The 25,674-nt window shown below is 68.0% G+C and carries 21 protein-coding genes and 2 tRNA genes; 12 read left to right on the forward strand and 11 right to left on the reverse strand.

Translation table 11 applies throughout. The features are described 5' to 3' along the window. The first annotated feature begins 6 nt into the window (after positions 1-6). From addB to trxA, 3 genes are all read left to right on the forward strand, one after another. Positions 7-2,943, forward strand: a complete 2,937-nt coding sequence (gene addB, locus ACZ1H8_RS15875; RefSeq protein WP_465178149.1) for a double-strand break repair protein AddB — start codon at positions 7-9, stop codon at positions 2,941-2,943. Positions 2,944-3,155: 212 nt separating this feature from the next. After that, on the forward strand, positions 3,156-6,590 hold the full coding sequence (gene addA, locus ACZ1H8_RS15880) for a double-strand break repair helicase AddA (protein WP_465178150.1): 3,435 nt from the start codon (positions 3,156-3,158) through the stop codon (positions 6,588-6,590). Between the two features lie 47 nt (positions 6,591-6,637). Beyond that, positions 6,638-6,958 carry a thioredoxin gene (gene trxA, locus ACZ1H8_RS15885; protein WP_110152588.1) on the forward strand — a complete coding sequence of 107 codons (321 nt, stop codon included), beginning with the start codon at positions 6,638-6,640 and terminating at the stop codon, positions 6,956-6,958. Positions 6,959-7,041: 83 nt separating this feature from the next. On the opposite strand, the gene argJ is transcribed toward trxA, so the two are convergent. Next, positions 7,042-8,271 (reverse strand): bifunctional glutamate N-acetyltransferase/amino-acid acetyltransferase ArgJ, encoded by a 1,230-nt coding sequence (argJ, locus tag ACZ1H8_RS15890; RefSeq protein WP_465178151.1) that lies wholly within the window; start codon positions 8,269-8,271, stop codon positions 7,042-7,044. A gap of 58 nt (positions 8,272-8,329) precedes the next feature. Then, positions 8,330-9,145 (reverse strand): 2-keto-4-pentenoate hydratase, encoded by an 816-nt coding sequence (locus tag ACZ1H8_RS15895; RefSeq protein ID WP_465178152.1) that lies wholly within the window; start codon positions 9,143-9,145, stop codon positions 8,330-8,332. A gap of 404 nt (positions 9,146-9,549) precedes the next feature. Between ACZ1H8_RS15895 and ACZ1H8_RS15900 the strand changes: the two genes are divergently transcribed. The 4 genes from ACZ1H8_RS15900 to secA all read left to right on the forward strand — a co-directional run bounded on the left by ACZ1H8_RS15900 (position 9,550) and on the right by secA (position 16,756). Continuing rightward, positions 9,550-12,447 carry a TonB-dependent receptor gene (locus ACZ1H8_RS15900; protein ID WP_465178153.1) on the forward strand — a complete coding sequence of 966 codons (2,898 nt, stop codon included), beginning with the start codon at positions 9,550-9,552 and terminating at the stop codon, positions 12,445-12,447. Between the two features lie 152 nt (positions 12,448-12,599). Next, entirely contained in the window at positions 12,600-13,487 is an 888-nt protein-coding gene (locus tag ACZ1H8_RS15905) for an energy transducer TonB (protein WP_465178154.1), read from the forward strand. A gap of 126 nt (positions 13,488-13,613) precedes the next feature. Then, entirely contained in the window at positions 13,614-13,880 is a 267-nt protein-coding gene (locus ACZ1H8_RS15910) for a hypothetical protein (protein ID WP_465178155.1), read from the forward strand. Positions 13,881-13,999: 119 nt separating this feature from the next. After that, complete coding sequence (secA, locus tag ACZ1H8_RS15915; protein WP_465178156.1) at positions 14,000-16,756, forward strand: preprotein translocase subunit SecA; 2,757 nt, start codon at positions 14,000-14,002, stop codon at positions 16,754-16,756. 123 nt (positions 16,757-16,879) lie between these two features. Here secA and ACZ1H8_RS15920 read toward each other — a convergent pair whose 3' ends face one another. The 3 genes from ACZ1H8_RS15920 to ACZ1H8_RS15930 all read right to left on the reverse strand — a co-directional run bounded on the left by ACZ1H8_RS15920 (position 16,880) and on the right by ACZ1H8_RS15930 (position 19,108). Next, entirely contained in the window at positions 16,880-17,464 is a 585-nt protein-coding gene (locus ACZ1H8_RS15920; RefSeq protein WP_465178157.1) for a CC0125/CC1285 family lipoprotein, read from the reverse strand. Positions 17,465-17,576: 112 nt separating this feature from the next. After that, a complete protein-coding gene (locus ACZ1H8_RS15925; RefSeq protein WP_465178159.1) occupies positions 17,577-18,098 on the reverse strand; it encodes a phosphoribosyltransferase in 522 nt (173 codons plus the stop codon). Next, entirely contained in the window at positions 18,095-19,108 is a 1,014-nt protein-coding gene (locus ACZ1H8_RS15930) for an adenosine deaminase (RefSeq protein ID WP_465178160.1), read from the reverse strand. The genes ACZ1H8_RS15925 and ACZ1H8_RS15930 overlap by 4 nt, the downstream gene beginning before the upstream one ends. Before the next feature lie 49 nt (positions 19,109-19,157). Between ACZ1H8_RS15930 and ACZ1H8_RS15935 the strand changes: the two genes are divergently transcribed. Next, the gene (locus tag ACZ1H8_RS15935; protein ID WP_465178161.1) at positions 19,158-19,352 is read left to right on the forward strand and encodes a KTSC domain-containing protein; all 195 of its coding nucleotides are present in this window, start codon (positions 19,158-19,160) and stop codon (positions 19,350-19,352) included. Between the two features lie 2 nt (positions 19,353-19,354). Here ACZ1H8_RS15935 and ACZ1H8_RS15940 read toward each other — a convergent pair whose 3' ends face one another. Next, positions 19,355-19,600 (reverse strand): DUF6894 family protein, encoded by a 246-nt coding sequence (locus tag ACZ1H8_RS15940; RefSeq protein ID WP_110151979.1) that lies wholly within the window; start codon positions 19,598-19,600, stop codon positions 19,355-19,357. 184 nt (positions 19,601-19,784) lie between these two features. Between ACZ1H8_RS15940 and ACZ1H8_RS15945 the strand changes: the two genes are divergently transcribed. From ACZ1H8_RS15945 to ACZ1H8_RS15955, 3 genes are all read left to right on the forward strand, one after another. Continuing rightward, positions 19,785-20,540, forward strand: a complete 756-nt coding sequence (locus tag ACZ1H8_RS15945) for a Crp/Fnr family transcriptional regulator (RefSeq protein WP_465178163.1) — start codon at positions 19,785-19,787, stop codon at positions 20,538-20,540. A 196-nt stretch (positions 20,541-20,736) separates the two neighbouring features. Next, positions 20,737-20,910: a hypothetical protein gene (locus ACZ1H8_RS15950; protein ID WP_465178165.1), complete on the forward strand. Its 174-nt coding sequence runs from the start codon at positions 20,737-20,739 to the stop codon at positions 20,908-20,910. Positions 20,911-20,918: 8 nt separating this feature from the next. Next, positions 20,919-21,119 carry a hypothetical protein gene (locus ACZ1H8_RS15955; protein WP_465178166.1) on the forward strand — a complete coding sequence of 67 codons (201 nt, stop codon included), beginning with the start codon at positions 20,919-20,921 and terminating at the stop codon, positions 21,117-21,119. A 28-nt stretch (positions 21,120-21,147) separates the two neighbouring features. On the opposite strand, the gene ACZ1H8_RS15960 is transcribed toward ACZ1H8_RS15955, so the two are convergent. The 5 genes from ACZ1H8_RS15960 to moaA all read right to left on the reverse strand — a co-directional run bounded on the left by ACZ1H8_RS15960 (position 21,148) and on the right by moaA (position 23,614). Beyond that, positions 21,148-21,564, reverse strand: coding sequence for a secondary thiamine-phosphate synthase enzyme YjbQ (locus tag ACZ1H8_RS15960; protein ID WP_465178167.1), 417 nt, complete (start codon positions 21,562-21,564; stop codon positions 21,148-21,150). A gap of 51 nt (positions 21,565-21,615) precedes the next feature. Beyond that, a tRNA-Asn gene (locus ACZ1H8_RS15965) sits at positions 21,616-21,690 on the reverse strand. Positions 21,691-21,728: 38 nt separating this feature from the next. Then, positions 21,729-21,803 (reverse strand) — tRNA-Asn (locus ACZ1H8_RS15970). A gap of 48 nt (positions 21,804-21,851) precedes the next feature. Continuing rightward, complete coding sequence (locus ACZ1H8_RS15975; protein WP_465178169.1) at positions 21,852-22,619, reverse strand: NAD kinase; 768 nt, start codon at positions 22,617-22,619, stop codon at positions 21,852-21,854. Then, positions 22,616-23,614 carry a GTP 3',8-cyclase MoaA gene (moaA, locus tag ACZ1H8_RS15980; protein ID WP_465178170.1) on the reverse strand — a complete coding sequence of 333 codons (999 nt, stop codon included), beginning with the start codon at positions 23,612-23,614 and terminating at the stop codon, positions 22,616-22,618. The genes ACZ1H8_RS15975 and moaA overlap by 4 nt, the downstream gene beginning before the upstream one ends. A gap of 109 nt (positions 23,615-23,723) precedes the next feature. Between moaA and ACZ1H8_RS15985 the strand changes: the two genes are divergently transcribed. After that, complete coding sequence (locus ACZ1H8_RS15985; RefSeq protein ID WP_465178171.1) at positions 23,724-25,661, forward strand: putative bifunctional diguanylate cyclase/phosphodiesterase; 1,938 nt, start codon at positions 23,724-23,726, stop codon at positions 25,659-25,661. Positions 25,662-25,674 lie beyond the last annotated feature (13 nt).

The following is a 25,674-nucleotide window of genomic DNA, read 5'->3' on the forward strand; positions in this document are numbered from 1 at the left end:
GGTCCCATGTCGCAGCGCCTTCATCTCTTCACCATCCCGCCGCACCGCGCCTTTGCCGACGCGCTGGCGGCCGGGCTGATCCGGCGCTTCGGCGGCGATCCGATGAAGCTGGCGCGCGGGCTGGTGCTGCTGCCCAACAACCGCGCCAAGCGCGCCATTTCCGACGCCTTCGTTCGTGCCAGCGAGGGCGGGCTGCTGCTGCCGCGGCTGGTCGCGGTCGGCGATCCCGAGCTGGACGAGGCGGTGTTCGACCTTGCCGACGACAGCGCGCCGGTGCCGCGCGCGGTCGATCCACTCCAGCGGCGCATGATCCTCGCCCGGCTGATCGGCGAGTCGCAGCCGGGGATCGATGCCGCGGAGGCGGTGCGGCTGGCCGGCGATCTGGCCCGCACGCTCGACCAGCTGCTGATCGAGGAAGTCGAGCCGCGCCGGCTGCGCGAGCTCGATGTCGGCGATCTGACCGCGCACTGGGAACGCTCGCTGCGGCTGTTCGAAATGGTGCTGGCGCGCTGGCCCCAGGAACTCGAACGGCTCGGCCTGATCGACCTTGCCGCGCGCCGGACGCAGTTGATCGACCGGGTGGCGAAGCGCTGGCGTGATCGCCCGCCGACCGGGTTCGTCTGTGCTGCGGGCATCACCACCGCCGCGCCCGCCATCGCCCGGCTGATGCGGACCGTCGCCGAACTGCCGCACGGCATGGTCGTGCTGCCCGGCCTCGCCACCGCGATCGGCGAGGAGGAATGGGAGTCGCTCGGGCCGTTTCCTGCCGACCCGATCACGGGACGGCGTCGGCGATCGATCGAGACGCACCCGCAATTCCATCTCAAGCTGCTGCTCGACCGGATGCGCGTGCGGCGTGCCGAGTTCGACGACTGGCGCGGGCGCAGCGAGCATGACGCCGCGCCTGCCCGGTCGCGCGCCATCGCCTCGGCGATGCAACCGCCCGAGCTGACCCATCAATGGACCGCGCTGGCCAAGGGCGACCGCAGGCTCGACGGCGTCCGCCTGCTCGAAGTCGCGACACCGGCGGAGGAGGCGCAGGCGATCGCGCTTGCCCTGCGCGAGGTGCTGGAGACGCCGGGGCGGACCGCCGCGCTGGTGACGCCCGACCGCGCGCTCGCGCGCCGCGTCGCCGCGCATTGCGCGCGCTGGGGCATCAATGTCGACGATTCGGCGGGGCAGCCGCTCTCCGTGCTGCCGCCCGGCACGCTGCTATTGGCGCTTGCTGAGGCGGCGGCGCAGGGCTTTGCGCCGCTGCCTTTGCTCGGCCTGCTCAAGCATCCGCTGGTCCGCCCCGACGACCGGCTGCCCTGGCTGGAGGGCGTGCGCGCGCTGGACCTCGCCCTGCGCGGCCCGCGGCCGGCGCCCGGGCTGGACGGGGTCGACCGCTATCTCGCCGAGCAGGACGGGCGCGACGGCACCGTCCGCGCCGCCGCCGCGCGCTGGTGGCCCGAGGCTAGGGCAGTGCTGGAGCCGCTGGAGCGCGTCTTTGCTGCCGGGCCGCAGCCGGTGGCGGCGCTGCTGTCCGCACTGCGTGAGGCGGCACAGGCGCTGGGCGGCGATACTTTATGGGGTCGCGCCGAGGGCCGCGCCGCCGCCAGCCTGTTCGACGCGCTCGAGCGTGAGGCCGCCGCCGGCCCCCCGCGTGCCGATCCCGCCAGCCTGGCGCCGATGCTGCGCACGCTGATGGACGAGGAGGCAGTGCGCCCGCCCCAGGGCGGCCATCCGCGGCTGTCGATCCTCGGCCTGATCGAGGCGCGGCTGCAGACCGCCGACCTGATGATCCTTGCCGGGCTGAACGAGGGCGTCTGGCCGGGCCTTCCCGCGCCCGATCCATGGCTGGCACCGCGGATCCGCGCGGACCTCGAACTGCCGGGGCTGGAGCGGCGGATCGGCCTGTCGGCGCACGACCTTGCCGGAGCGCTGGGCGCGCCGCAGGTGCTGCTGACCCGCGCGCGCCGCGACGCCTCGGCGCCGACGATCGCCTCGCGATTCTGGCTGCGCATCCTGGCGCTGGTCGGCGACCAGATCGACCGCGCGACCGACATCGCCGGCTGGCTGCGAGCGCTCGACGATCCCGGCGCGCCCGAGCCGGCGCGCAGGCCCGAGCCGGCGCCGCCCGCGTCGCAGCGGCCCAAGGCGATCAGCGTGACCGAGGTCGACCGCCTGAAGGCCGATCCCTATGCCTTCTACGCCCGGCGCATGCTGCGGCTGATGCCGCTCGACACGGTCGATGCCGATCCCAGTGCCGCGTGGCGCGGGACCGCGGTCCATGCGGTGCTCGAACAATGGTTCAGGCAGGATCAGTGCGACCCCGCCCGGCTGCGTCCGCGCGCCGAGGCGATGCTGGCCGACGAGCGTACCCACCCGATGATGCGCGCGCTGTGGCAGCCGCGGCTGATGGAGGCGATCCACTGGATCGCGGGCGAAATCGCCGCCAAGGCCGAGGCGGGACGCCGCGTGCTGGCGGTCGAGCAGCGCGGCACGATCGACATTGCCGGGGTGCGGCTCAGCGGCACCTTCGACCGGGTCGACCGGATGTCCGACGGCACGCTGGGCATCGTCGACTACAAGACCGGCCAGCCGCCCAGCGCCAAGGCGGTCCGCGCGGGCTACAGCCTGCAGCTCGGCCTGCTCGGCCTGATCGCCGAGCGCGGCGGGTTCGAGGGGATTTCGGGCAAGGCGAGCTGCTTCGAATATTGGTCGCTCGCCAAATATCAGGGCAGCTTCGGCCGCATCGCGACGCCGGTCGATCCCGAGGGCAAGCGCGACCGCATCCCCACCGCCGACTTCGTCGCGATCGCCGCCGACAATTTCGCCGGCGCCGCTGCTGCCTGGCTGACCGGCGACGAGCCGTTCACCGCGAAGAAGGTCCCGGAATATGCGCCATACGCGGACTATGACCAGCTGATGCGGCTCGACGAATGGTATGGCCGTGATTGAGGGCTGGGCGCCCCAAAAGGCGTCGCTTTCCTTTTCCTCCCGCGGATGCTGCGCATCCGGCGGAGGGGGGCCATGCGAAGCATGGTGGAGGGGGGCCGCCACAGCTGTTGGAGCCCCCTCCACCACGCCCTACGGGCGCGGTCCCCCTCCCCCGGAGCCGCAGGCTCCTGGGGAGGAGAGGGGATGTGCGCACCACGCTCCGGAAGCTCACCATGTCCGCTGATCTCCGCAAGCTGCCGCCGCTCACCGGCGACCAGAGCGCCGCGAGCGATCCGCGGCGGCATATCTGGCTGTCCGCCTCGGCCGGCACGGGCAAGACGCAGGTGCTGGCCGCGCGCGTGTTCCGCCTGTTGCTGCGCGGGACCGATCCGGGTGCGATCCTGTGCCTGACCTTCACCAAGGCGGGCGCGGCGGAGATGGCAGCGCGGATCACCGGGCGGCTTGCCCGCTGGGTGCGTGCGACCGATGACGAGCTGTTCGACGATCTGGAGGCGCTGGGCGAGCGGTCCGGACCCGAACAGCGTGCCGCGGCGCGCCGGCTGTTCGCCAAGGTGCTCGACGCGCCCGGTGGCGGGATCCGCATCCAGACGATCCACAGCTTCTGCCAGAGTCTGCTCGCCGCCTTCCCGGTCGAGGCGGGGCTGGTGCCCGGTTTCCGCCCGCTCGACGACCGCGAGGAATCGGCGCTGGCGCGCGAGGCGCTGGCGGAGATGCTGGTCGATGCGCCTGAAGCGCTGGTCGCCGATGTCGGCGCGCTGAGCCTCAGGCTGGGCGAGGGCGGGGCGGAGAATTTCCTCAGGATGTGCGCCCGCTCGGGCGACGCGCTCGACCGACTGCCGACCGAGATCGGCCCGTGGCTGCGCCGGACGCTGGGGCTGCCAGACGGGGACATCGAGGCGCATCTGGCCGAGTGGTGCTCGGACTCCGAGTTCGACACCGCCTCGCTCGGCCGCATCGCCGATGCCAATCGCGCCTGGGGCACCGCGACCGGCCTGGCGCAGGCGGCGGTGGCCCAAGCCTGGCTCGACGCCTCGCCCGCCGAGCGCGTGGCGACGCTGGGCGCGCTGGTCGGGCTGTTCCGCACCCAGAAGGGCGAGCCGAAAAAGGTGTCGGCGAAGCTGGCCGATGCCGACCCTGATTATGAAGATATGGCGCTGGCGCTCGGAGATGCCTGTGCCGATCTGGTCTCGATGCGCGCGCGGGCGGGCTATGCCGATATCCTCGCGCGGGGGCTCTCGGCGGGGCGGCTCTATGCCCGGCGCTATTCGGAGGCGAAGCGCCGCGCGGGCGCAGTCGATTTCGACGACCTGATCCGCCTGACGGTCGAGCTGCTGGGCCAGCCCGGCATGGGCGACTGGGTCCGCTTCAAGCTCGACCAGGTGACCGAACATGTCCTGATCGATGAGGCGCAGGATACCAACTGGAAGCAGTGGACGATCGTCGCGGCGATGGCGGACGAGTTCTTCGCCGGCGAGACGACGCGCGGCGAGGGCGTGCGCACGCTGTTCACCGTCGGCGACTACAAGCAGGCGATCTTCGGCTTTCAGGGCACCGATCCCTTCTTCTTCGCGCTGGCGCACCGAAGATTCGAGCGGCTGGCCGAGGCTGCGCTGGACCCCGATCGATACGATCCCGCCGAGGGACCGTTCGCCCAGCCGCTGGACACGCTGTCGCTGACCTCCAGCTTCCGCTCGACCTGGCCGGTGCTCGAATTCGTCGATGCCGCGATCGAGGCGCTGCCCGGCGATGCGCTGGGCGAGCATAGCCTGATCGAGCGCCATGCCAGCAAGGTCAGCGGTCCCGGCACCGTGACCCTGTGGCCGGCCACGCAGGAGGGGACGAGCGACGCCGAGGGCGAGGAGGGCTGGGTCGACGACGCCACCCGCGCGCTCGCTCGGCAGATCGCCCGCGCGATCAAGTCCTGGGTCGGGACGCTGATGCTGGAGAGCAAGGGGCGCACGCTGAGGCCCGAGGATGTGATGATCCTCGTCAAGCGCCGCGGCGAGCTCGCATCGCTGATCGTCGCGCGGCTCTATGCCGAGGGTGTGCCGGTGGCGGGCGTCGACCGGCTGCGGCTCAACGCCCCGCTGGCGGTGCAGGACCTGCTCGCGGCGATCCGCTTCGCGCTCCAGCCTGAGGACGATCTGTCGCTCGCCTCGCTGCTCGTTTCGCCGCTGATCGGCTGGAGCCAGGAGGAGCTGATGCAGGCCGCGGTGCGCGAGCGCGGCGGGCTGTGGCGGCACCTGCGCGCGACCCAGTCCGACGAGCGGCTGGCGCCGCTGCAGGACCTGCTACGCCGCGCCGATCTGGCGACGCCCTATCGATTCCTCGAGGAAATCCTCTCCGGCCCCATGCAGGGCAGGCGCAAGCTGCTGAAGCGGCTGGGCGAGGAAGCGCGCGATCCGATCGACGAGCTGCTGAACGCGGCGCTCAATTTCGAGAGTGTCGCCACGCCGTCGCTGCAACGCTTCCTCGACTGGTTCGATCGCGGCGATGTCGAGATCAAGCGCGAGGCCGAGCAGGCGCATGGCGCGGTCCGGGTGATGACCGCGCACGGCGCGAAAGGGCTTCAGGCGCCGCTGGTCATCCTTGCCGATGCGACGGTCGATCCGACCAAGTCGCCGCGCGATTTCCTGCTGTGGCAGTTCGGCGATCACGAAAGCGCGCCGATCCCGATCTTCCGCCCGCGCGCCGAGGAACGCGGTGGGCCGCTGCAGGACGCGATCGCGCGGGTCGATGCGCGCGAATTGCAGGAGCATTGGCGGCTGTTCTACGTCGCCGCCACGCGCGCCGAGGAGCGGCTGGTGATCGCGGGCGCGCTGGGGCCGATGGCCAAGGGCGTGCCGCCCGAGCATAGCTGGTACGCAGCATCCGCGCGTGCCTTCTCGGCGCTGGGCATCGAGGGTGAGGGCGAGCGCGAGTTTCGCGGCGTCCGCGCGACCGGACCCGCGCGACCGGCGGGCGAGGGGGAGGCGGCTGCGGCCGTGCGGCCGGCGCTACCCGACTGGGCGACCCGGCCCGCGCCCGAGGAAGCGCGGCCGCCGCGGCCACTGGCGCCGTCGTCGCTGGGCGACGATCTGGTGGCCGACCCGCCGCCCAACCCGGCGATGCGCGCCGCCGCCGAGCGCGGGCGGCTGCTCCATGCGCTGTTCGAGCGGCTTCCTGCGATCCCCGCCAGCGAGCGGGTCGAGGCGGCGGAGCGATGGCTGGCGCGTGCGGGCGGCGTTACCGATCCTGCGGCGCGCGCCGAGCTGGTGCGAAGCGCGCTGGCCGTGACCGAGGATGCGCGATTCGCCGAGCTGTTCGGGCCCGATGCGCTGGCCGAGGCACCGGTCGCCGCGGTGGTGGACACCGTCGTCGTGTCGGGCACGGTCGATCGGCTGGTCGTGACGCCCGACCGCGTCCGCATCGTCGATTTCAAGACGGGCCGCCGTGCGCCCGCGACGCTCGCCGACGTTCCCGCCTATCACCTGCGCCAGATGTCGGCCTATGCCGCGGCGCTGGGCGTCATCTTCCCCGGTCGCACGATCGAGGCGGCGTTGCTCTACACGGCGGGGCCGGTGCTGCATGTCCTGCCGCCCGAACTGTTGGAACAACACAAGCCGCGCTTGCAGGGGACGGAGCAAAGCTTGACCTCGCGCGCTTGAGCCGGCGGCGCAGCATTCATAGATACCGGACTGCAATAGGAGATTTTATGGGTACCAAGGTCACCAGCGAGGCCGCATTCGAGGCCGACGTCCTGAATTCAGACAAGCCGGTCGTCGTCGATTTCTTCACCACCTGGTGCGGCCCGTGCAAGATGATCGCCCCGGCACTCGAGGAACTGGCCGACGAGATGTCCGACCGCGTCTCGATCGTGAAGATCGACGCCGACGAACATCTGGACGTCGCCACCAAATATGGCGTGCGCGGCTTCCCGACGCTGATCCTGTTCAAGGACGGCGCGGTCGCCCAGACCCAGCCGGGCGCAATGCCCAAGAGCCAGATCAAGGCCTGGATCGAGCGCGGGCTGTAATCGGTCCGATGACGTAAAGCCGGAACGGGGCCGATCTGGCCACCGGTCCGGCTTGTCGAATTAATGAAGTCAGTTCGCCGCGATCAGCTGCGATAGTCGGCGTTGATCTCGATATAGCCATGGGTCAGGTCGCAGGTCCAAACCGTGGCGCGACCTTCGCCCAGGCCGAGGTCGACGCCGATCTCGATCTCCTGGCCCTTCAGATGCGCCGACACCGGCGCCTCGTCATAACCCTCGACCGCCAGGCCGTTGACCGCGACCTGGGTCGGGCCGAAGCGAATCGACAGCCGGTCGCGTTCGGCGGGTTCGCCTGCCTTGCCCACCGCCATCACGACCCGGCCCCAATTGGCGTCCTCGCCGGCGATGGCGGTCTTCACCAGCGGCGAGTTTGCGATCGACATGGCGATGCGGTGCGCGCTGTCGTCCGATTCGGCGCCCTCGACGTCGATGGTGATGAACTTCGACGCGCCCTCTCCGTCGCGCACGACCAGTTGCGCCAGGCGGGTGCACAGATCGTCCAGCGCGGAGCGGAAGGCGTCGGCGCCGGGGCTGTCCTCATTCTCGATCCGGCTGGTGCCCGACTGGCCGGTGGCGAAGGCGAGGATCGTGTCGCTGGTCGAGGTATCGCCATCGACGGTGATGCACGAGAAGCTGCGCCGATTCGCCTCGCTCAGCGCCTTTTGCAGGAACACCGGATCGACCGCGGCGTCGGTGAAGATGAAGCCGAGCATCGTCGCCATGTCGGGCGCGATCATGCCCGATCCCTTGATGATGCCGACCAGACTGACGCGCTTGCCGTCGATCACCACATCGGACACCGCCGCCTTGGCGAAGGTATCGGTCGTCATGATGGTGGCCGCGGCGGCTTCCCAGCTACAGGGTTCGGCGGTGAAGGCGGCATCGAGACCCGCCTCCGCCTTGTCGATCGGCAGTGGCACGCCGATCACGCCGGTCGAGGCGACCATCACGTCGGACGGCAGACAGCCGAGATGCCCGGCGACGCGCGCGGCGATCGCCTCGACCGCGGCGCGACCGCGATTGCCGGTAAAGGCGTTGGAGTTGCCGGCATTGACCACCAGCGCACGCGCCTGGCCAAGGGGAATCGCGTCGCGGCACCATTCGACCTCGGGCGAGGGGCAGCGGCTCTTGGTCAGCACGCCCGCGACCGAGGTTCCTGGCGCCAGCGTCACGAAGGTGAGGTCGCAGCGATCCCAGCTCTTGTAGCGCGCGCGCGAGACGCGTGGGGTGACCCCGGCGATCGGGGGAAGGGCGGGAAAGCCGGCGGGGGCGAGGGGGGAACGGGTGCTGCTCATGTCCGCGCGGTCGCATGCAGGTCCGCGCAATGCAAGGGCTCCGCTCCCCCCGCCGGGGTCAGCGCGTCGGCGTCGCCGCGACGATGGTGCACGACAGCTGGAGATCGTCACCGAACCAGGCTGTGCTCGCCTGGCCCACGCCGATCTGGTGCACGCCGGTGACCGCGCCCGACGAGATCCACTGGTCCGGCGTCAGCGCGACGTCGTTGGCGGCGGCCCAGCCGAACAGGAAGGCGGCGGCGCCGAACGGACCGTCGAGCATGTCGCGTGCCTTGGCACGCCCCTGTTCGACGCCGTCGATGTCGAGGCGGATCGTCCAGTCCTCGAACGCGCGGCTCTGCCAGTCCGGAACCGGGGCGCCGATGATCAGGCCGTTATTATTGCCGAAATCGGTCACGGTGACCGTCGGTCCCAGCGCGTTGATGCCGGGGAAGGGCGAGCTGGCAATCTCGATCCCGACATGGACCGCATCGATATGCGCCATCGCTTCCTCGATCGTGAAGCTGGTCTTGGACGGATCGGGCGCGCTGCCGATGCGCAGCAGGAACTCGGCCTCGGCCGCACCGAAACCCTCGGCGAAGATCGGCATCGCCTGAACCGGCTCGGCAGGTACTATCGCGCCCGGGAAGATCGCGCCGACGAGTCGGTTGGCGCCCAGGCGGGCGTCTGCCGGAGGCGGGATGCGCCCAACCTTCCAGCCGGCGACCGGCTCGCCCCACAGCGTGATGGCATTGTGCTGCACGGCATAGCCCTGTGCGAGCGTCTCGGGAACGGCGCCGGGATATTCGGGCAGCCCTTGAGCATCCCGACGCGCAGCCACGAAAGCCTGCGCGATCTTCAGCGCCTCTCCAACCCCCGGTTCTTCTTTACCCATGCCGGCTGTGTATGGGGGACCGGTGTCATTGGCAATAGCGGAGCCGCGGCGACCCCGCAAACCTTGTGGTGAAAATGGTTTAAGATGCTGATTGGAAATTATATTTTGTGATTTCCAGATGGTGGGAGGCGCTGCAGGGCTTCCCGGCTTTACCCCATAACCTATTGTCCCCTGCAGCGAGGAGAGAGACGATCTTGAGCGTTCCGGCCAAGCGATGCGCCAAAGCCACACGCTCGTAATCCCCCGAAGACCGGGGATCGGCGCGCCTTGACAGCACTCGGTTTTGGTTCCAATTCCGCATGACACCGGTAACCCGCCTGCGGGACATCGGAGATCGACCCCAAGTCATATGGGGCGGTCGCATGGCACAGGCCCCACGGGCCGTTCGAAGGGGAGGTTTCTTGATGCGTCTCGTATTTCGTCCGCAGCTGCGCACCGTTCTGGCGCTGACGGCTGCCGCGTCCACGCTGGCGATCGCGACCGCGGCCCATGCGCAGGATGCGGAAGCTCCCGTCACCGAGCAGGAGGCCGGCGAAGAGATCGTCGTTACCGGTTTCCGCGCCTCGCTCGACGCCGCGCTCAATGTGAAGCGCGACTCGGTGTCGTCGGTCGATGCGATCGTCGCCGAGGACATTGCCAAGTTTCCCGACCAGAACCTCGCCGAGTCGCTTCAGCGCATTCCCGGCATCTCGATCCAGCGCGACGCAGGCGAAGGCCGCGCGATCACCGTTCGCGGCCTGGGTGCGCAGTTCACCCGCGTCCGCCTGAACGGGCTGGAAACCGTCGCGACCTCCACCGACGGGGCCAGCGCCAACCGCGACCGCGCGTTCGACTTCAACGTGTTCGCATCCGAGCTGTTCAGCTCCATCGTCGTCCACAAGACCGCCGAGGCGTCGCTCGACGAAGGCTCGCTGGGCGCGGTCGTCGACCTCAACACCGGCAATCCGCTGGCAGGCAAGTACGGCCTGACGCTCGTCGCTTCGGGTCAGGCGAGCTACAACGACCTGTCGAAGAACTGGGGCCCGCGCGCGGCCGGCCTGTTGTCGTGGAAGTCGCCGGACGGCACCTTCGGCGTCGCGGTGTCGGCCGCCTATCAGAAGACCGACAATCTCGAGCTGGGCAACAATACGGTCCGCTGGGCGCAGGCTCGGTTCGATTCGGTCGACGGAACGCCCTGCTTCTATTCCGCCAATAGCGGCGGCAATCCGGTGGCGAACACCGGTGGCAACTACCGCCCGAGTGCCGCATGCGACAAGGCGGCGCTGTCCTTCCACCCGCGCATCCCACGCTACGGCGAGGTTCGCCACGATCGCGAGCGACTGGGCCTGACCGGCAGCGTCCAGTGGGCGCCGAGCGATGCGACCAAGCTGTCGGTCGACGCGCTCTACTCGCGTTTCAGCGAAATCCGCGAGGAGAAGTGGGGCGAAGTCCTGCTGCGGTCGAACGAGCGGTCGGTCAACGTCATCAACCCCGTCTATGACTCGAACAACAACATGGTGTCGGCAACGCTGAACGACGCCTGGGTCCGTACCGAGCATTACTGGCGTGAATCGCACACCGAATTCTACCAGATCGGCGGGTCCTGGGATCAGGATCTGGGCGACAAGTTCCGCTTCACCCTGGCGGGCGGCTATTCCAAGTCGACCGCGGACATCCCGGTCGAGACCACGGTCGTGTTCGACGATCGCGATGCCCAGGGGTTCAAGTTCGACTATACCAACAGCCGCAGCCCGCTGCTGCAGTTCGGGACCAGCGTTACCGATCCGTCGAACTTCCAGCTCGCCGAAATCCGCGACCGTCCGTCGACCGTCACCAACGACTTCACCACGGTCAACCTGCGCACCGAATGGGACGTGACCGAAGGCTTCACCGTCAAGGTCGGCGGCGTCTATCGTCGCTTCGGTTTCGATACCAAGGCCTATCAGCGCGACACCGCGGTATGCGGCAATGGCGGGCTCGACCTGGTGCTGCGCCAGATCACCTGCTCGGCCAGCTCTGCCTTCGGCCCGAATGCGATCTATGGCTTCCAGGTTACACCGGCGCTGTCCGAGCTGTTCACGCTGGGCGATGCCGGCCAGCCGTCGGGCAACACCAACCAGTGGCTGGTTCCGAACCTCGAGGCGGCGACCGCATTCACCAAACTCTATGACCGCGCGCTGGCGCTGGACGTTGGCAACAACCGCAACGTCGTCGAGGAAGTGAAGGGCGGCTATCTCCAGTTCGACGCCAAGGGCGAGCTGCTCGGCCTGCGTTATGCCCTGAACGCGGGCGTCCGCTATGCCCGGACCGATCAGGAGTCGACGGGCATCAACGGTGCTGCGACCGTCACCTTCAAGCGTGACTATGAGGACTGGCTGCCTGCCGTGAACCTCGCGCTGTTCCCGACCGACAACATCATCATCCGCGCCGCCGTCGCCGATGTGATGACGCGTCCGTCGCTCGGCAACCTGACCCCGGGCGGTTCGGCCGATGGGTTCAACTACCGGATCAACTTCGGCAACCCGAACCTCGATCCGTTCCGCGCGACTGCCTATGACTTCGCCGTCGAATGGTATTTCGCGCCGCAGTCGCTGTTCTCGGTCGCTCTGTTCAAGAAGGATATCGCCAGCTTCCCGGTCGCGTCGACCCGGACCGAGGCGACTTTCCTGGAGACCGGGCTGCCGGCGTCGGTGCTGAACACCTCGTCGCCCGCCTTCCTCAATCAGGGCCAGCTGGCGCTGCCAATCTGGACGATCACGACCACGGTCAACGGGACCGGCGCATCGCTGGAGGGCGCGGAAATCGCGCTTCAGGCGCCGCTGAAGTTCCTGCCGGGCTTCCTCAGCAACCTGGGCATCATCGCCAACGCGACCTTTGTCGACTCCAGCGCGACCTACACGACCCAGGGGCCGGCGGTGACGCCGTGCGTGCCGTCGGCGACCAACCCCGCGGCGGCCTGCGCCTTCGGTCCGCTGATCAATGTGACGCGCGACAGCACATTGTTCGGCCTGTCGAAGCGAGCCTTCAACGGCACGGTCTATTACGAGGACAGCAAGTTCTCGGCGCGCGTCTCGGTCAGCTATCGCGGACCTTATGTCGACGCGAACAGCGGCACTGGTAACGTCTTCGAAGGCTATAACTCGATCACCAATGTCGATGCGTCGATCCGGTACAAGCTGACGCCGCAGATCGAGCTGTCGGTGGAAGGCAACAACCTGACCGACGCGTATCGCGATCGCTACACCGACGTCGATGCCAACCGGAATTACGAGTATAATCATTTCGGCCGCACCATCCTGCTGGGCGCGCGCTTCAAGCTCTAAGCCTCGCCTGACGGCAGGGTCTTCAGGTCGCCGCGTCCGGTTCCTGCCGGGCGCGGCGATCGGCATTTTCGGGGGCGTTGCATCGCGCGCGCGGCTTTGCGAAAATGGCGCGGGCAGGGGGGCGACGGCGAGTATCAGGCGAAGGACGAGCGATGGCGACGATGATGCTGGCACTGGCGGTTCATGCGGCAACTGCCGCCGGGGCGGCGACCGACCCGGCTCCGCGACCGGTCGACGATCCGGCGACCTGGGTGACGCCCGCCGACTATCCGGCGGCAGCGCGCCGCGCCAACATGCAGGGCACTTCCGCCGTGCGGCTGGCGGTCGACGAAAGCGGCGGCGTGACGGGGTGCGAGGTCACTGCATCGAGCGGCTGGGCGCTGCTGGACGCGCAGAGCTGCGGCTTGCTGAAGCAGCGCGCACGCTTCACCCCCGCCGCGGTGCGCGGGCGCAAGGTCGCATCGGTGTGGCAGAGCAAGTTCACCTGGCGGATGCCCAGCGCGCCGGCCATGCTCGGCAGCTGGGCGCGGGCGACGCGGATGGTGGTCGCTCCCTCGGGCGCGGTGCCGAGCTGTTCGATGCAGGCGTCGGGCCCGGCGACCCAGGCCGATTATTGCCTGGCGGTGCGCTTCCTGGTTCCCGAGGGGCGGACCGCGCTGCTCGGCGGGGCGCAGCCCGCCGCGATCGAGGTGCGCGAGCTCCACACGATCGATGGCGGTCAGGCGATCGACATGGGCGACACGGCCGGGCGCGACGTCCTGTTCACCTCGCGCATCCGCTACACCGTCGATCCCGCGGGCGAGATCACCCGCTGCACGATCGAGGAGAACAAGGGAACGGACAGCTTCCACATGCTGGACGGCGGATGCGATCCGAGCCTGGATTATGGCGCAAGCGCAGGTGCCGGCGCAGGTGCGCAGGGCCGGCAGGTCACGCTGACCCGGATCGTTCTGCGCCAGCGTCTCGACGCGCCGGCCGCCAAACCCAGGCCGACCCAGCCCGAGCCGTTCAAACCGCGTCCCGGCGAAATCATCACCTGAGGACAGGCAGCCGCCAGCCACGGTCGGTCAGGGCGGAAAGCATAGATTCCGGATTGGCGAACGGGCCTGCAGACACTATGTCGCCAGTTCCTGCGCGTTCGTGCGCGCATCTGGGGCCCTATCGGTTTGGAACTTCTCCTTCTCCTGACTGCGTTCTTCGCCAGCCTGACCGGATCGTCCGGGACGCAGGCCGGCACTGCGCAGCAGGTGCAGGGAGTCGCGGTCATGCGCGCAGCTCAGGCCGCTCAGGCGGCGGTCCAGCCGGCGCGGCAGGTCGTCCATGCATCGGTACTTCCGGCGCGCGCATCGCGCCCTGCGCCGACCCGCTGGCCGCGCGTCGCTGCCGCACCGCTGCGCGCGGTGGAACAGATTTTCGAGCGTCGCCTCGAATAAGGTCCGGGCCTGCGCCGCGCGCGGGCCTTTTTCCCTTCGCGTGCCGGTGACGGCACCCTTTTCGCAGGCCGGTCGTTTCGGGTCCGCCTGCCCAGAACCCATATACGACAGGAATTTCGATGTTCGGCGCCTTTGCCAAGTCCCTTTTCGGCTCCTCGAACGAGCGTTACGTCCGTTCGCTCCACCCCATCGTCGCCAAGATCAATGCGTTCGAGCCGACGCTGCAGGCATTGTCCGATCAGGAGCTGGCCAACCAGACGGTCAAGTTCCGTGAGTTGCTGGAGAAGGGCGAGACGCTCGACTCGCTGCTGCCAGAGGCGTTCGCCACCGTACGCGAGGCGGCCCGCCGCGCGCTCGGCCAGCGTCACTATGATGTGCAGATGATCGGCGGCATCGTCCTCCACCGCGGCGAGATCACCGAGATGCGCACCGGCGAGGGCAAGACCCTGGTCGCGACGCTCGCCACCTATCTCAACGCGCTGCCCGGCAAGGGCGTGCACGTCGTGACGGTGAACGACTATCTGGCCAGCCGCGACGCAGAGTGGATGGGCCAGGTCTATCGCTTCCTGGGCCTGAGCGTCGGCGTGATCGTGCCGAACCTGTCGGACGAGGAGCGTCGCGCCGCATATGCCGCGGACATCACTTACGGCACGAACAACGAGTTCGGCTTCGACTATCTGCGCGACAATATGAAGTACGACCGCGCATCGATGGTGCAGCGGCCGTATAATTTCGCGATCGTCGACGAGGTGGACTCGATCCTGATCGACGAAGCCCGCACCCCGCTGATCATCTCGGGCCCGACCGACGACAAGTCCGAGCTGTACATGGGCGTCGATGCGATCGTGAAGCAGCTGACGCCCGACGATTACGAGAAGGACGAGAAGCAGCGCAGCATCGTCCTGACCGAGGACGGCACCGAGCGTGCGGAGCGCCTGCTGGAGGCCGCGGGCCTGCTGATCGGCGAGAATCTCTATGATTTCGAGAACACCCAGGTGGTCCACCACCTGAACCAGTCGCTGCGCGCGAACGTGATGTTCAAGCGCGACATCGACTATATCGTCAAGGACGGCAAGGTCGTCATCATCGACGAGTTTACCGGCCGCATGATGGATGGCCGCCGCTGGTCGGACGGCCTGCACCAGGCGGTCGAGGCCAAGGAAGGTGTGGCGATCGAGCCGGAGAACCAGACGCTCGCCTCGATCACCTTCCAGAATTATTTCCGCATGTATCCCAAGCTGGGCGGCATGACCGGTACCGCCTCGACCGAAGCGCCCGAATTCTTCGACATCTACAAGATGAACGTCGTCACCATCCCGACGAACCTGCCGGTGCAGCGGATCGACGAGGAGGACGAGTTCTACAAGACGACCGAAGAGAAGTTCCGCGCGATCGCCAAGCGCATCCGCGAGCATTCGGCCAAGGGGCAGCCGGTGCTGGTCGGTACCGTCTCGATCGAGAAGTCGGAGAAGCTGTCGGCCTTCCTGAAGGAAGAAAAGGTCCCGCACGAGGTGCTGAACGCCCGCTTCCACGAGATGGAGGCGCATATCGTGGCGCAGGCGGGCCGGCTGGGCGCGGTGACCATCGCGACGAACATGGCCGGTCGCGGCACCGACATCCAGCTGGGCGGCAACTGGGAATTCCGCGTCGAGGCCGAACTGGCCGACATGCCCGAGGGGCCGGAGCGCGACGCCGCGATCGAGAAGATCAAGGCCGAGGTCGCGGCCGAGAAGGAGCAGGTCAAGGCCGCCGGCGGCCTGTTCGTGCTGGGCACCGAGCGGCATGAGAGCCGCCGCATCGACAACCAGCTGCGCGGCCGCTCGGGCCGCCAGGGCGATCCGGGCCTCAGCCGTTTCTACCTGAGCCTGGACGACGACCTGCTGCGCATCTTCGGGTCGAACACCTTGTTCTCGCGCATGATGCGCTCGAACATCGAGGATGGCGAGGCGATCGGGTCTAAGTGGCTGACCAAGGCGATCGAGACCGCGCAGAAGAAGGTCGAGGCGCGCAACTACGACATCCGCAAGCAGGTCGTCGAATATGACGACGTCATGAACGATCAGCGCAAGGTCATCTACGAGCAGCGCGCCGACATCATGGACGCCGACACGGTCGGCGACGTGGTCGAGGACATGCGGACCGAGACGGTCAATTCGATCGTCGCCGATGCCTGCCCGCCGGAAAGCTATCCCGAGCAGTGGGACATTGCCGGCATGACCCAGCGGGTCGCCGACGTGCTGAACCTCGAGCTGCCGATCGAGGAATGGGCGCGCGAGGAAGGCATCGAGCCCGAGATCGTCGAGGAGCGCATCCAGGAGGCTGCCGCCAAGCTGGTCGCGGACAAGTCGGCCGATCTGGAACCCGAGACTTGGGCGCAGATCGAGAAGTCGATCCTGCTGCAGAATCTCGACCATCACTGGAAGGAGCATCTGGCGCTGCTCGACGCGCTGCGCCAGGTCGTCCACCTGCGCGCCTACGCTCAGAAGACGCCGCTCAACGAGTATAAGCAGGAAGCGTTCGCGATGTTCGAGCGGATGCTGAGCAACATCCGCGAGGATGTGACGCGCACGCTGGCCTATGCCCAGTTCACCTTCCAGGCGCCGCCGGCGCTGCCCGAACTGCCCGATTTCCTGACCAGCCACATCGATCCGCTGACCGGCGAGGACAATAGTGCAGACTGGGATGCGGCCAGTGCAGGGCTGATCGGTTCGGGCCTGCCGCCACTCGGCATTCCGCAGCCGCAGATGGAGGATCTGGGCGGGATGGATCCGTCGGAATGGGAAGGCCGCGTCAGCCGCAACGCGCCGTGCCCGTGCGGGTCGGGCCGCAAGTACAAGCATTGCCACGGTGCGCTGACCGGCGCGACCGGCGCCTGAGGGCAGGGGAGGCGGGCACCCGGTATCGGGTACCCGCCCCCCGCCCCGGCAGCCGAGGCAAGGAAAAAGGGCGGCGGTGCGATAGCACCGCCGCCCTTTCCTGTGCGACCCTTGGGCGCGCGCTCAGTTGCGCGTCTTGGGGTATTCGATCGTGGGGCCCAGCCGCTCGACCACCTCGCGGGCGTTGAACGAGCGGACATTGTCCGGCTTCGGTCCGCGGCCGACGATGATCTCGGCGGTCGCTTCATATTGATTGATCGTGCGGACGTCGAAATCGTTCATGAAGGGATCGTCGAACCACGGATCCCAGGCGCGCCAGCCGAAGCGCGGGCGATACCAGCGCCAATAGGGACGCCAGCCGCCCCACGGGCCTGCACCCCAGCTGCGATCGACCGTCGTGGTCGTCCGCGTCTCGGTATCGCGGGTGACGAGGGTGAAATTGTCGAAGCCGTTCTGGAGCGTCAATTCGGCGGCGCGGAACAACAGATAGCGCTCGACCGTCTCGCGGCTGGTCAGGCTGTTGCCGGCGAAGCGGACCATGAAGCGGTCATTCTCGACCTGCTGGTCCGAGAAGCCGGTGCGATAGGCTCCCGAACCGGTGGCAGGCTGATACGGGGTCGGAGTCGCGCAGGCGGCGACGGCGATCCCGGCGGCCAGGAGCGCGGTCAGCGCCCTAACTCGCGGGTGTTTCACGATTTTCCCGGACATCTTATCTTTCTCCGATCCTCTTCGGCTCGAACGCGCCGACCTGTCTTTGTTTCCAGCGGCCCTCACGCCGAACCGTTGCACATCAGCGATTGACCGTTGCTGAACGAAAGTCTCACGCGATGCGCGCGGGCACCTCCATCGCGTCCGCCGCCAGCGCCGAATCCGGCGCCATCGCTTCCCAGGGGAACACGAACCAGTCCTTGGTCACCGCCCGGTCGATCTCGCGGAAGCGATAGTCGACCCGCTGCGCCGAGCGGATATTGTCGAGCAGCACGGCGAAGCGGACCAGGGCGAGATCGGCGCCGTGCGACGCCAGCGCGCTGCGGATCTCGCCGATCGTGCGGCCGCTATCGTTGATGTCCTCGACGAACAACAGCCGGTCGCCGTCGCGCGAGCGCCGGGCGAGCACCGACACCAGCTCGTCGCCGAACTGCGCGATCTTGGCGCTGTGGTCGATCGACACGAGCTGAAGCCCCATGCGGTGCGACAGATAGACTGCCGGCGTCAGCCCGCCGCGTCCCACGCCGACCAGCAGCGACGGGCGCCATTCCTGTGCGTCGGCGGTGTCGGCGATCGCCTGGATCCCCGCGACCATCTCGGCATGGGTGAAGGGGGTGAAGACGATGTCCATCATGCCGCCTCGAGATAGGCGTCCAGCCGCGCCAGGTGCTCCGCAACCGCATCGTCGTCGAGGAAGGAGCCGAGAAAGCTGTTGCGCGCCAGCGTGGCAAGCTGGTCGCGGTCCAGCCCGCGGCCTTGCGCGATCGCGCGGTAATTCTCGCCGATATAGCCGCCGAAATAAGCCGGATCGTCCGAATTGACGGTGGCGCGCAGGCCGAGCTTCAGCATCCGGTCGATCGGATGGACGTCGACCGAGGCAACGTTGCACAGCTTGACGTTCGACAGCGGGCAAACGGTCAGGGTCATGCCGCGGCGCGCAAGCCGCGCGACCAGCGCCGGATCCTCCAGCGCGCGATTGCCATGGTCGAGCCGGTCGACCTGCAGCAGGTCGAGCGCCTCATGCACATAGGCGGGCGGCCCTTCCTCTCCGGCATGGGCGACGCGCTTCAGCCCCATCGCGCCTGCTGCGGCGAAGACCCGTTCGAACTTGGCGGGCGGGTGGCCCATCTCGGACGAATCGAGGCCCACGCCGTCGATCCGGTCGAGCCAGGGTTGCGCCTGTTCCAGCGTGCGGAAGGCGTCCGCCTCGTCGAGATGGCGCAGGAAGCACAGGATCAGCTTCGAGGTCAGGCCGTGCTTGCGCTGTGCCTCGTCCATGCCGGCCAGCAGGCCATTGGCGACCACGCCGAACGGAACGCCGCGATGGGTATGCGTCTGGGGATCGAAGAAGATCTCGGCATGGACGACGCCGTCCGCCGCCGCCCGGTCGAAATAGGCAAGCGCCAGGTCGCGGAAATCGGCCTCGGTGCGCAGCACGTCGGCGCCCGCATAATAGATGTCGAGAAAGTCCTGAAGGTTCGAGAATTGATAGGCCGCCCGCACTTCCTCGACCGAGGCGAAGGGGATCGCGACGTCGTTGCGCCGAGCGAATTCGAACATCTGTTCTGGCTCCAGGCTGCCCTCGATATGGATATGGAGCTCGGCCTTGGGCAGGCCGGCGATGAAGCCGTCGAGATCGCTCATCGCGTCAACATCGCAGGCAACGCGGGCGGCGGCAAGGCGTTGGTCGCCGATGCCGTCGAGCGTTATCCGCGACTGGAGCTATGACGAGGGCCAGCAGGCGCTCGATATCCGCTTCGTCAGCGGTCGCCACTATCGCTATCATGACGTGCCCGAGCGGCTTGCCAGCGGGATGCGCGAGGCGCGGTCGAAAGGCGTCTATTTCAACGAGCATATCCGCGACCGCTTCGCCTTCACTCGGCTCTAGCGTCAGCGCTTGTCGCGGATGCGGATGACATCGCCGAAGCACAAGGTGGCGAGCGTCGTCCCGCTTTCGTCGCGCACGCGCAGGCAGTCGCCCAGCACCAGCTGTCCATGGATGATGACCGACTCGCCGGCCAGGATCCGAACTTCCTCGCGCGCGCGGGCGAGGGCGGCTTCGAGATCGGGCAGGTCGGCGCCTTCGTCGTCGATCGCCACGATCTCATCGAGAAGGTCGAAGAAATATCGGGGCATCGCGCCTCAATGCAGCGGATGGCGATAGGTTGCCGGTCGGGACCGATTTCGTGAATATTTGCGAGGTCGACCGGACGTGGCACAGAAACAAACGAGTGTTATCCTCGTTATTATCATTGGTTATATTTTTGCGCGTCGGATTGTCGAATGAGCGACCAGAGCCTGACACGCCAGACGAGCGACGATGACGCGATCCCACAACTCCCTCGGTCAGTTTCTTGAAAAGGTCCGACGGCGGTCGGTGCTGACCGCGGAGGAGCAGGATGCCATCCTGTCGCTGCCGGTGCGGGCTGAGCAGATTCCGGCGCATATGGATTTCGTCGAGCTGGGCGAGCATGTCGATAATGCCTGCCTGATCGTCCACGGGCTGGCGGGTCGCTTCGGCCAGGGGCGCGAGGGCAATCGCCAGATCACCGCGCTGCATATCCCGGGCGACATGGCCGATCTCCATTCGGTCGTCTCGCCGTCGGCAACATCGGCGCTTCAGGCGCTGACGACGACGACGGTGGTGAAGATTCCGCACGGGGCGATTCGCGACCTCGCGGCACGCTATCCGGCGATCGCCCAGGCGCTATGGCGCGAATGCGTGATCGACGCGGCGATCCTGTCCGAATGGGTGGTGAATGTCGGGCGCCGGAGCGCCAGTGTGCGGCTGGCGCATCTCTATTGCGAGATGGCCTATCGCTACCGCCTCGGCGAGGTGGCCGAGCGCATGTCGTTCGACTTTCCGGCGACGCAGCATCATCTGGCCGACATGCTGGGGCTGACCGCGGTGCATGTGAACCGCACGTTGCGCGTGCTCGAAGCGAACGATCTGGTGCGGCTGAAGCGCGGCGTGGTCGAGATCCTCAGCTGGGACCGGCTGACCGAATATGCCGATTTCGACCCGGTCTACATCCAGCTCAACGTCACCCCGCTGGCCCCGATGCGCGCGGGTTGAAGAAGCGGCCGCCGCTCTCCCCTTCCTGGGAGGGGAATTGCGTGTACGCCCTAATTTATTGATATAGGTCAGCTTTCTTCGCGCTCGGACCCCGATTATTGCGATGAGCCGATCGCCAAGCTTACAAGTGTTAGATCATCGCTACGTAGGATTGCGTAGAACATCAGGCGCGGGGCGGGCTTTTTCGGAGGCCCTTATGTCTGATCGAGAAGACCTGGCCTATTACATGCGACGCGCGCAGCGCGAGCGTGACGTGGGCAATTGCTGCGAGGACAACACCGCCGCACTGGCGCATTTTCGCCTTGCCGAAGAATATGAGCGGCGCGCGGCGGCCATGGCTGGCCGTACTTCGCCGACATTGTGGATTTGAGCGGCGCGATGGGAACCGTTGAACGCGCCTTCGAGCTTGCCCATCAGGGCAGGTGCCGCACCCTGACCGATATCCGCAAGATCCTGGTAGCCGAGAAACATGCCGGGGTGGACCTTCACCTGGCGGGATCGGGCATCCGCAAACAGCTACGCGCGGCGATGCATGCCACGCGTCCGCCGGCCGGGACATCCGCCTCGCAAGGCGCCTGACGCGGCGCCGCGCCATAGGGCGGGCCGCTTACTCGCCCAACAGATGCAGGGCCACCTCCCGCCGATGCGGGCGGTGGCGATGCTCGAACAGATAGATGCCCTGCCACGTCCCGAGCATCAGTGCGCCGCCAATCAGCGGCACCGAGAGCTGGACGCCGGTCAGCACCGCGCGCAGATGCGCCGGCATGTCGTCCGGCCCCTCGTCGTCATGGGCATAGTGCGGTCCCTCGGGCGCCAGCCGCGCGACCCAGGCCTCCAGATCGATGCGCACTTCCGGCGCGGCATTTTCCTGGATCAGCAGCGACGCCGAGGTGTGGCGGCAGAAGACCGTCAGCAGTCCCTCATCCATGCCTTGCGCATCGGTCCAGCGAACCACCTCGCGGGTGATCTCGTGCAGCCCCTGGCCGCGGGTAGCGATGGTGAGACGGGTCGAGGTCTGGCGCATGGAGGCTCCTGAAGGTCGTCCCCGGCTATGGTCCGGGGTGACGGGAAGGGCTGGCTCCCTGAGTAGGATTCGAACCTACGGCCGCTCGATTAACAGTCGAGAGCTCTACCGCTGAGCTATCAGGGAACGATGCGTGCCGCCTGGCACCTGCGCATTTCGCCGGCTGGCTCCCTGAGTAGGATTCGAACCTACGGCCGCTCGATTAACAGTCGAGAGCTCTACCGCTGAGCTATCAGGGAATAGCCGGAGGGCGCTCTATAGCGCTGCTTTCGAGGGATGCAAGTCGCTCAAGCGACGAATTGTTCCATGGTGATGCGATCGTCGAGGGCATGTTCGGGGTCGAACAACAGCGTCAGGTCGCGGACCGGGTCGATCGCGATCTCGACATGGGCGACCTCGCGCACTTCGCGCTGGTCGCCGACGGCGCTGACCGGGCGCTTGTCCGCCTCCAGCACGCGGACGCCGATTCGCGCCTTTTCGGGCAGGATCGCGCCGCTCCAGCGTCGCGGGCGGAACGGGCTGATCGGAGTCATTGCCAGCATCCCCGATCCCAGCGGCAGGATCGGCCCCTGGACCGACAGGTTGTAGGCGGTCGAACCGGCCGGCGTCGCGACCAGCAGGCCGTCGCACACCAGTTCGGGCAGCACGACGCGGTCGTTGACCGTCACTTCCAGCTTTGCGGTCTGGCGGGTCTCGCGCAGAAACGAGACCTCGTTGATCGCGGGCAGCTCGAACCGCTCGCCATGGATGGTGGTCGCGCTCATCCGCAGCGGGGTGACCTTGAACGGCTTGGCGCGGGCCAGACGGTCGTGCAGTCCGTCCAGCCGCCATTCGTTCATCAGGAAGCCGATCGTGCCCAGATTCATGCCGAACACCGGCACGATCCGGTGCGACTCGAGCATCTGGTGCAGCGTCTGGAGCATGAAGCCATCACCGCCCAGCGCGACGATCGTCTCGGCGTCCTCGACCGGAACCCAGTCATAGGCGGCGCGCAGTTCTTCCTGGGCCGCCTGGGCGGGGGGAGTCGGCGATGTGACCAGGGCGCAGCGCGTCATCCGCCGGTGACGCTCATATGGCGGGAGACGGCGGGGGCGGCGCCGCGTTCGATGCGGAAGTCATGTCGTTCGGGCTTGGCGCCCAGCGCCTCGGCGATGCGCGCATCGACCTCGGCAAGCCCGCCCTCGCGCAGCGCTGCCTTGAGGTCTACCGAATCCTCATGCCCCAGGCACATGTGCAGCTTGCCGTCGGTCGACAGCCGGACCCGGTTGCAGGTGGCGCAGAAATTGGCGGTTAGCGGCGAGATCAGGCCCAGCCGTGTGCCGGTGCCCTCGACCCGCCAATAGCGTGCAGGGCCGCCCGAATCGTGCGAATCGCGCACCAGCGGGAACTCCGCCTGAAGCTGCGCCAGCACCGTGCCCAGCGGAACGAAACGGTCGGCGCGATCCTCGTCGATCTGGCCGAGCGGCATCGTCTCGATCAGCGTCAGGTCCATGTCGCGCTCGACCGCCCAGGCGAGCATCGGCGCGAACTCGGCATCGTTCAGCCCCTTGAGCGCGACCATGTTGAGCTTCACGCGCAGCCCGGCCGCCTGTGCCGCCGCAATCCCCGCCAGCACCTGCGACACGTCGCCGTGTCGGGTGATGTGGCGGAAGGTGTCGGGATCGCGGCTGTCGATGCTGACATTCACCCGCCGCACGCCGGCCTCGGCCAGCGCCTGGGCATGCTGCGCCAGGCGCGTGCCATTGGTCGTGAGGGTCAGTTCGTCCAGCCCGTCGCCGATCCGCGCGCCCAGCCGGCGAACCAGCTCGATCATGTCGCGGCGGACCAGCGGCTCGCCGCCGGTCAGGCGAATCTTGGTGACCCCGCCGGCGATGAACCGCTCGGCGATGATCGCGATCTCTTCCAGGCTCAGCACGGCGGCGCGCGGAAGGAACTGCATCTCCTCCGCCATGCAATAGCGGCAACGAAGATCGCAGCGATCGGTGACCGAGATGCGCAGATAGCGGATCGCACGGCCGTGACGGTCGATCAGGGCGGATGCGCAACTCATCTTGCCGGAGTTAGGCGGTTGGGAGAGACAAGTCCAATCCGATCAGGCTAGAACGCCCCGTGTGAACGATATCGATCCCGCGACTCCCCCCGCCGATGCACCTGTATTCGTGCTCTCGTTCAATCAGCGGGACGAGCTCGCGGCCGCCGCGGCCGGTGTCGGCTGGCGGATCGTCGCCGCCCGGCGTGCCGAAGGGGTGGAGAGCCGGTTCCTGACCAGCGGCGCTGCGGTGGCGGTGATCGACGCGCGCGGCGCGCTGAGCGACGGCCTCATCGCGGCCAAGGCGCTGGGCCATGTCGTCGAGACCAATGGCGCGGCGATGCTGATCCTCGTGTCGCAGAGCGACACCGTCCATATGCGCCAGTTCTACGACGCCGGCGCGACTCATTTCCTCAGCAGCCCGATGTCGACCGCGGCGATTTCCCAGGCGATCCGCTTTGCGCTGCGCCATGTCGAGCGGCTGGCCGGCGGAGTCGGCGGTACCGGCGAAGCGGCCGAGCTGCTGGGCTGGCAGCAGGATGGCGACCGGCGCTCGCTGCTGCTGACGCCGGCGCTGGCCGCGCTGCTTGGGGTGGAGGAGACTCCGCGGCTGCGCGCGCTGCTGCGGATGATTGACCCGCGCGACCGCGCGCTCGGCCGGGCGGCGCTGCGCCGGCTTGACGCCGCGACGCCCAGCACTGCCTTCGCCCATGCCCTCAAGGACGGGAGCCGGGTGGTCCAGCACCTCCAGCGCGATCCCGTAACCGGTCGGCTGAGCGGGCTGGTCGAGCGGCTGGGCGAACTTCCCGATGCCGGGGTGGTGGTGCGCGAGGCGCTGAGCGGGACGCGCGACGGCCCCGGCGCGCGGCGCTGGATCGACCGCCGGCTGGCCGAAGGCGGATCGGTTGCGGTCCTGCTGATCGGGTTGACCCGGTTCGAGACGGTGAACACTGCCTATGGGCGCGCGGCGGGCGACGCGGTGCTGCGCGCGGTCTCGCGCCGCCTGTCGGACGTCGCGCGCGAAATGCTGGGCCGCAATGTCGTCGTCGCACGACTGGGCGGCGCGGAATTCCTCGTCGCCAGCGACGACGCCGATGCCGACCGACTGGACGCGGCTGCGCGCCGGATCGAGGCCGCGCTTGCCCGCCCGTTCGTGGTCGATGGCGCATTCCTGGCGCTGGGCACGCGGATGGCCCATGCCGCCAGCGGCGAGGGCGATACCGCCGCCCGTCTGCTGCGGCGCGCCAGCGAGACCTTGGTCGATGGCGGCGCCTCGCATGTGCTGGCCGGACAGCCGCTCGACGAGCTGGCCGCCGCGCTGCGCCGGGCGATCGACCGCAGCGAGATCGGCGTGCTGTTCCAGCCGCAAGTATCGATCGCCACGGGCGCGATCGTTGGCGTCGAGGCGCTGGCGCGCTGGCGCAGCCGCGAGCTGGGCGAGGTGGGTGCCGAGCAGCTGTTCGCCGCCGCCGAGCATGCGGGACTGACCAGCGCGGTCAGCGACCATCTGCAGCGCAGCGCGCTGGATGAAGCCGCGCGCTGGCCGCTCAACCTGTCGCGCACCCGGTTGTCGATCAATGTCAGCGCTTCCGATCTCGCGCGACCCGGCTTTGCCGATGCGCTGCTGGGCCGCGTCGACATGAGCGGATTCCCGCCCGCGCGGCTGACGATCGAGATCACCGAGAGCGGGATCATGGCCGATCTGGGCGAGGCGTCGCGCTTGCTGTCGCGGCTGCGCACCGCCGGCTGCCGGGTCGCGATCGACGATTTCGGCACCGGCTATTCGAGCCTCGCCTATCTCAAGGCGCTCCCGCTCGACTATCTCAAGATCGACAAGCGGTTGAGCCTGGACATCGCCGGCACGGCACGCGACCGGATCGTGGTGCGCGGCGTGATCGACATGGCGCGCTCGCTGGGGCTCAGCGTGATCGCCGAAGGGGTGGAAACAGCGGAGCAGCTCGATCTGCTGGCGAAGGAAGGCTGCCAGTATTTCCAGGGCTATCTTTGCTCGGGGCCGATCGACAGCCAGGCGCTGGTGCGGCTGGTCGGGGGTGCTGCCAATGCGTGACAGGGGGAAGGAA

This window comes from Sphingomonas sp. BL-S-25 (genome assembly GCF_055521555.1).

Coding starts and splice junctions, on each gene's coding strand:
- addB (WP_465178149.1), top strand. CDS start 7: ATGTCGCAGCGCCTTCATCTCTTCACCATCCCGCCGCACCGCGCCTTT.
- addA (WP_465178150.1), top strand. CDS start 3,156: ATGTCCGCTGATCTCCGCAAGCTGCCGCCGCTCACCGGCGACCAGAGC.
- trxA (WP_110152588.1), top strand. CDS start 6,638: ATGGGTACCAAGGTCACCAGCGAGGCCGCATTCGAGGCCGACGTCCTG.
- argJ (WP_465178151.1), bottom strand. CDS start 8,271: ATGAGCAGCACCCGTTCCCCCCTCGCCCCCGCCGGCTTTCCCGCCCTT.
- ACZ1H8_RS15895 (WP_465178152.1), bottom strand. CDS start 9,145: ATGGGTAAAGAAGAACCGGGGGTTGGAGAGGCGCTGAAGATCGCGCAG.
- ACZ1H8_RS15900 (WP_465178153.1), top strand. CDS start 9,550: ATGCGTCTCGTATTTCGTCCGCAGCTGCGCACCGTTCTGGCGCTGACG.
- ACZ1H8_RS15905 (WP_465178154.1), top strand. CDS start 12,600: ATGGCGACGATGATGCTGGCACTGGCGGTTCATGCGGCAACTGCCGCC.
- secA (WP_465178156.1), top strand. CDS start 14,000: ATGTTCGGCGCCTTTGCCAAGTCCCTTTTCGGCTCCTCGAACGAGCGT.
- ACZ1H8_RS15920 (WP_465178157.1), bottom strand. CDS start 17,464: ATGTCCGGGAAAATCGTGAAACACCCGCGAGTTAGGGCGCTGACCGCG.
- ACZ1H8_RS15925 (WP_465178159.1), bottom strand. CDS start 18,098: ATGATGGACATCGTCTTCACCCCCTTCACCCATGCCGAGATGGTCGCG.
- ACZ1H8_RS15930 (WP_465178160.1), bottom strand. CDS start 19,108: ATGAGCGATCTCGACGGCTTCATCGCCGGCCTGCCCAAGGCCGAGCTC.
- ACZ1H8_RS15935 (WP_465178161.1), top strand. CDS start 19,158: ATGCCGTCGAGCGTTATCCGCGACTGGAGCTATGACGAGGGCCAGCAG.
- ACZ1H8_RS15940 (WP_110151979.1), bottom strand. CDS start 19,600: ATGCCCCGATATTTCTTCGACCTTCTCGATGAGATCGTGGCGATCGAC.
- ACZ1H8_RS15945 (WP_465178163.1), top strand. CDS start 19,785: ATGACGCGATCCCACAACTCCCTCGGTCAGTTTCTTGAAAAGGTCCGA.
- ACZ1H8_RS15950 (WP_465178165.1), top strand. CDS start 20,737: ATGTCTGATCGAGAAGACCTGGCCTATTACATGCGACGCGCGCAGCGC.
- ACZ1H8_RS15955 (WP_465178166.1), top strand. CDS start 20,919: ATGGGAACCGTTGAACGCGCCTTCGAGCTTGCCCATCAGGGCAGGTGC.
- ACZ1H8_RS15960 (WP_465178167.1), bottom strand. CDS start 21,564: ATGCGCCAGACCTCGACCCGTCTCACCATCGCTACCCGCGGCCAGGGG.
- ACZ1H8_RS15975 (WP_465178169.1), bottom strand. CDS start 22,619: ATGACGCGCTGCGCCCTGGTCACATCGCCGACTCCCCCCGCCCAGGCG.
- moaA (WP_465178170.1), bottom strand. CDS start 23,614: ATGAGTTGCGCATCCGCCCTGATCGACCGTCACGGCCGTGCGATCCGC.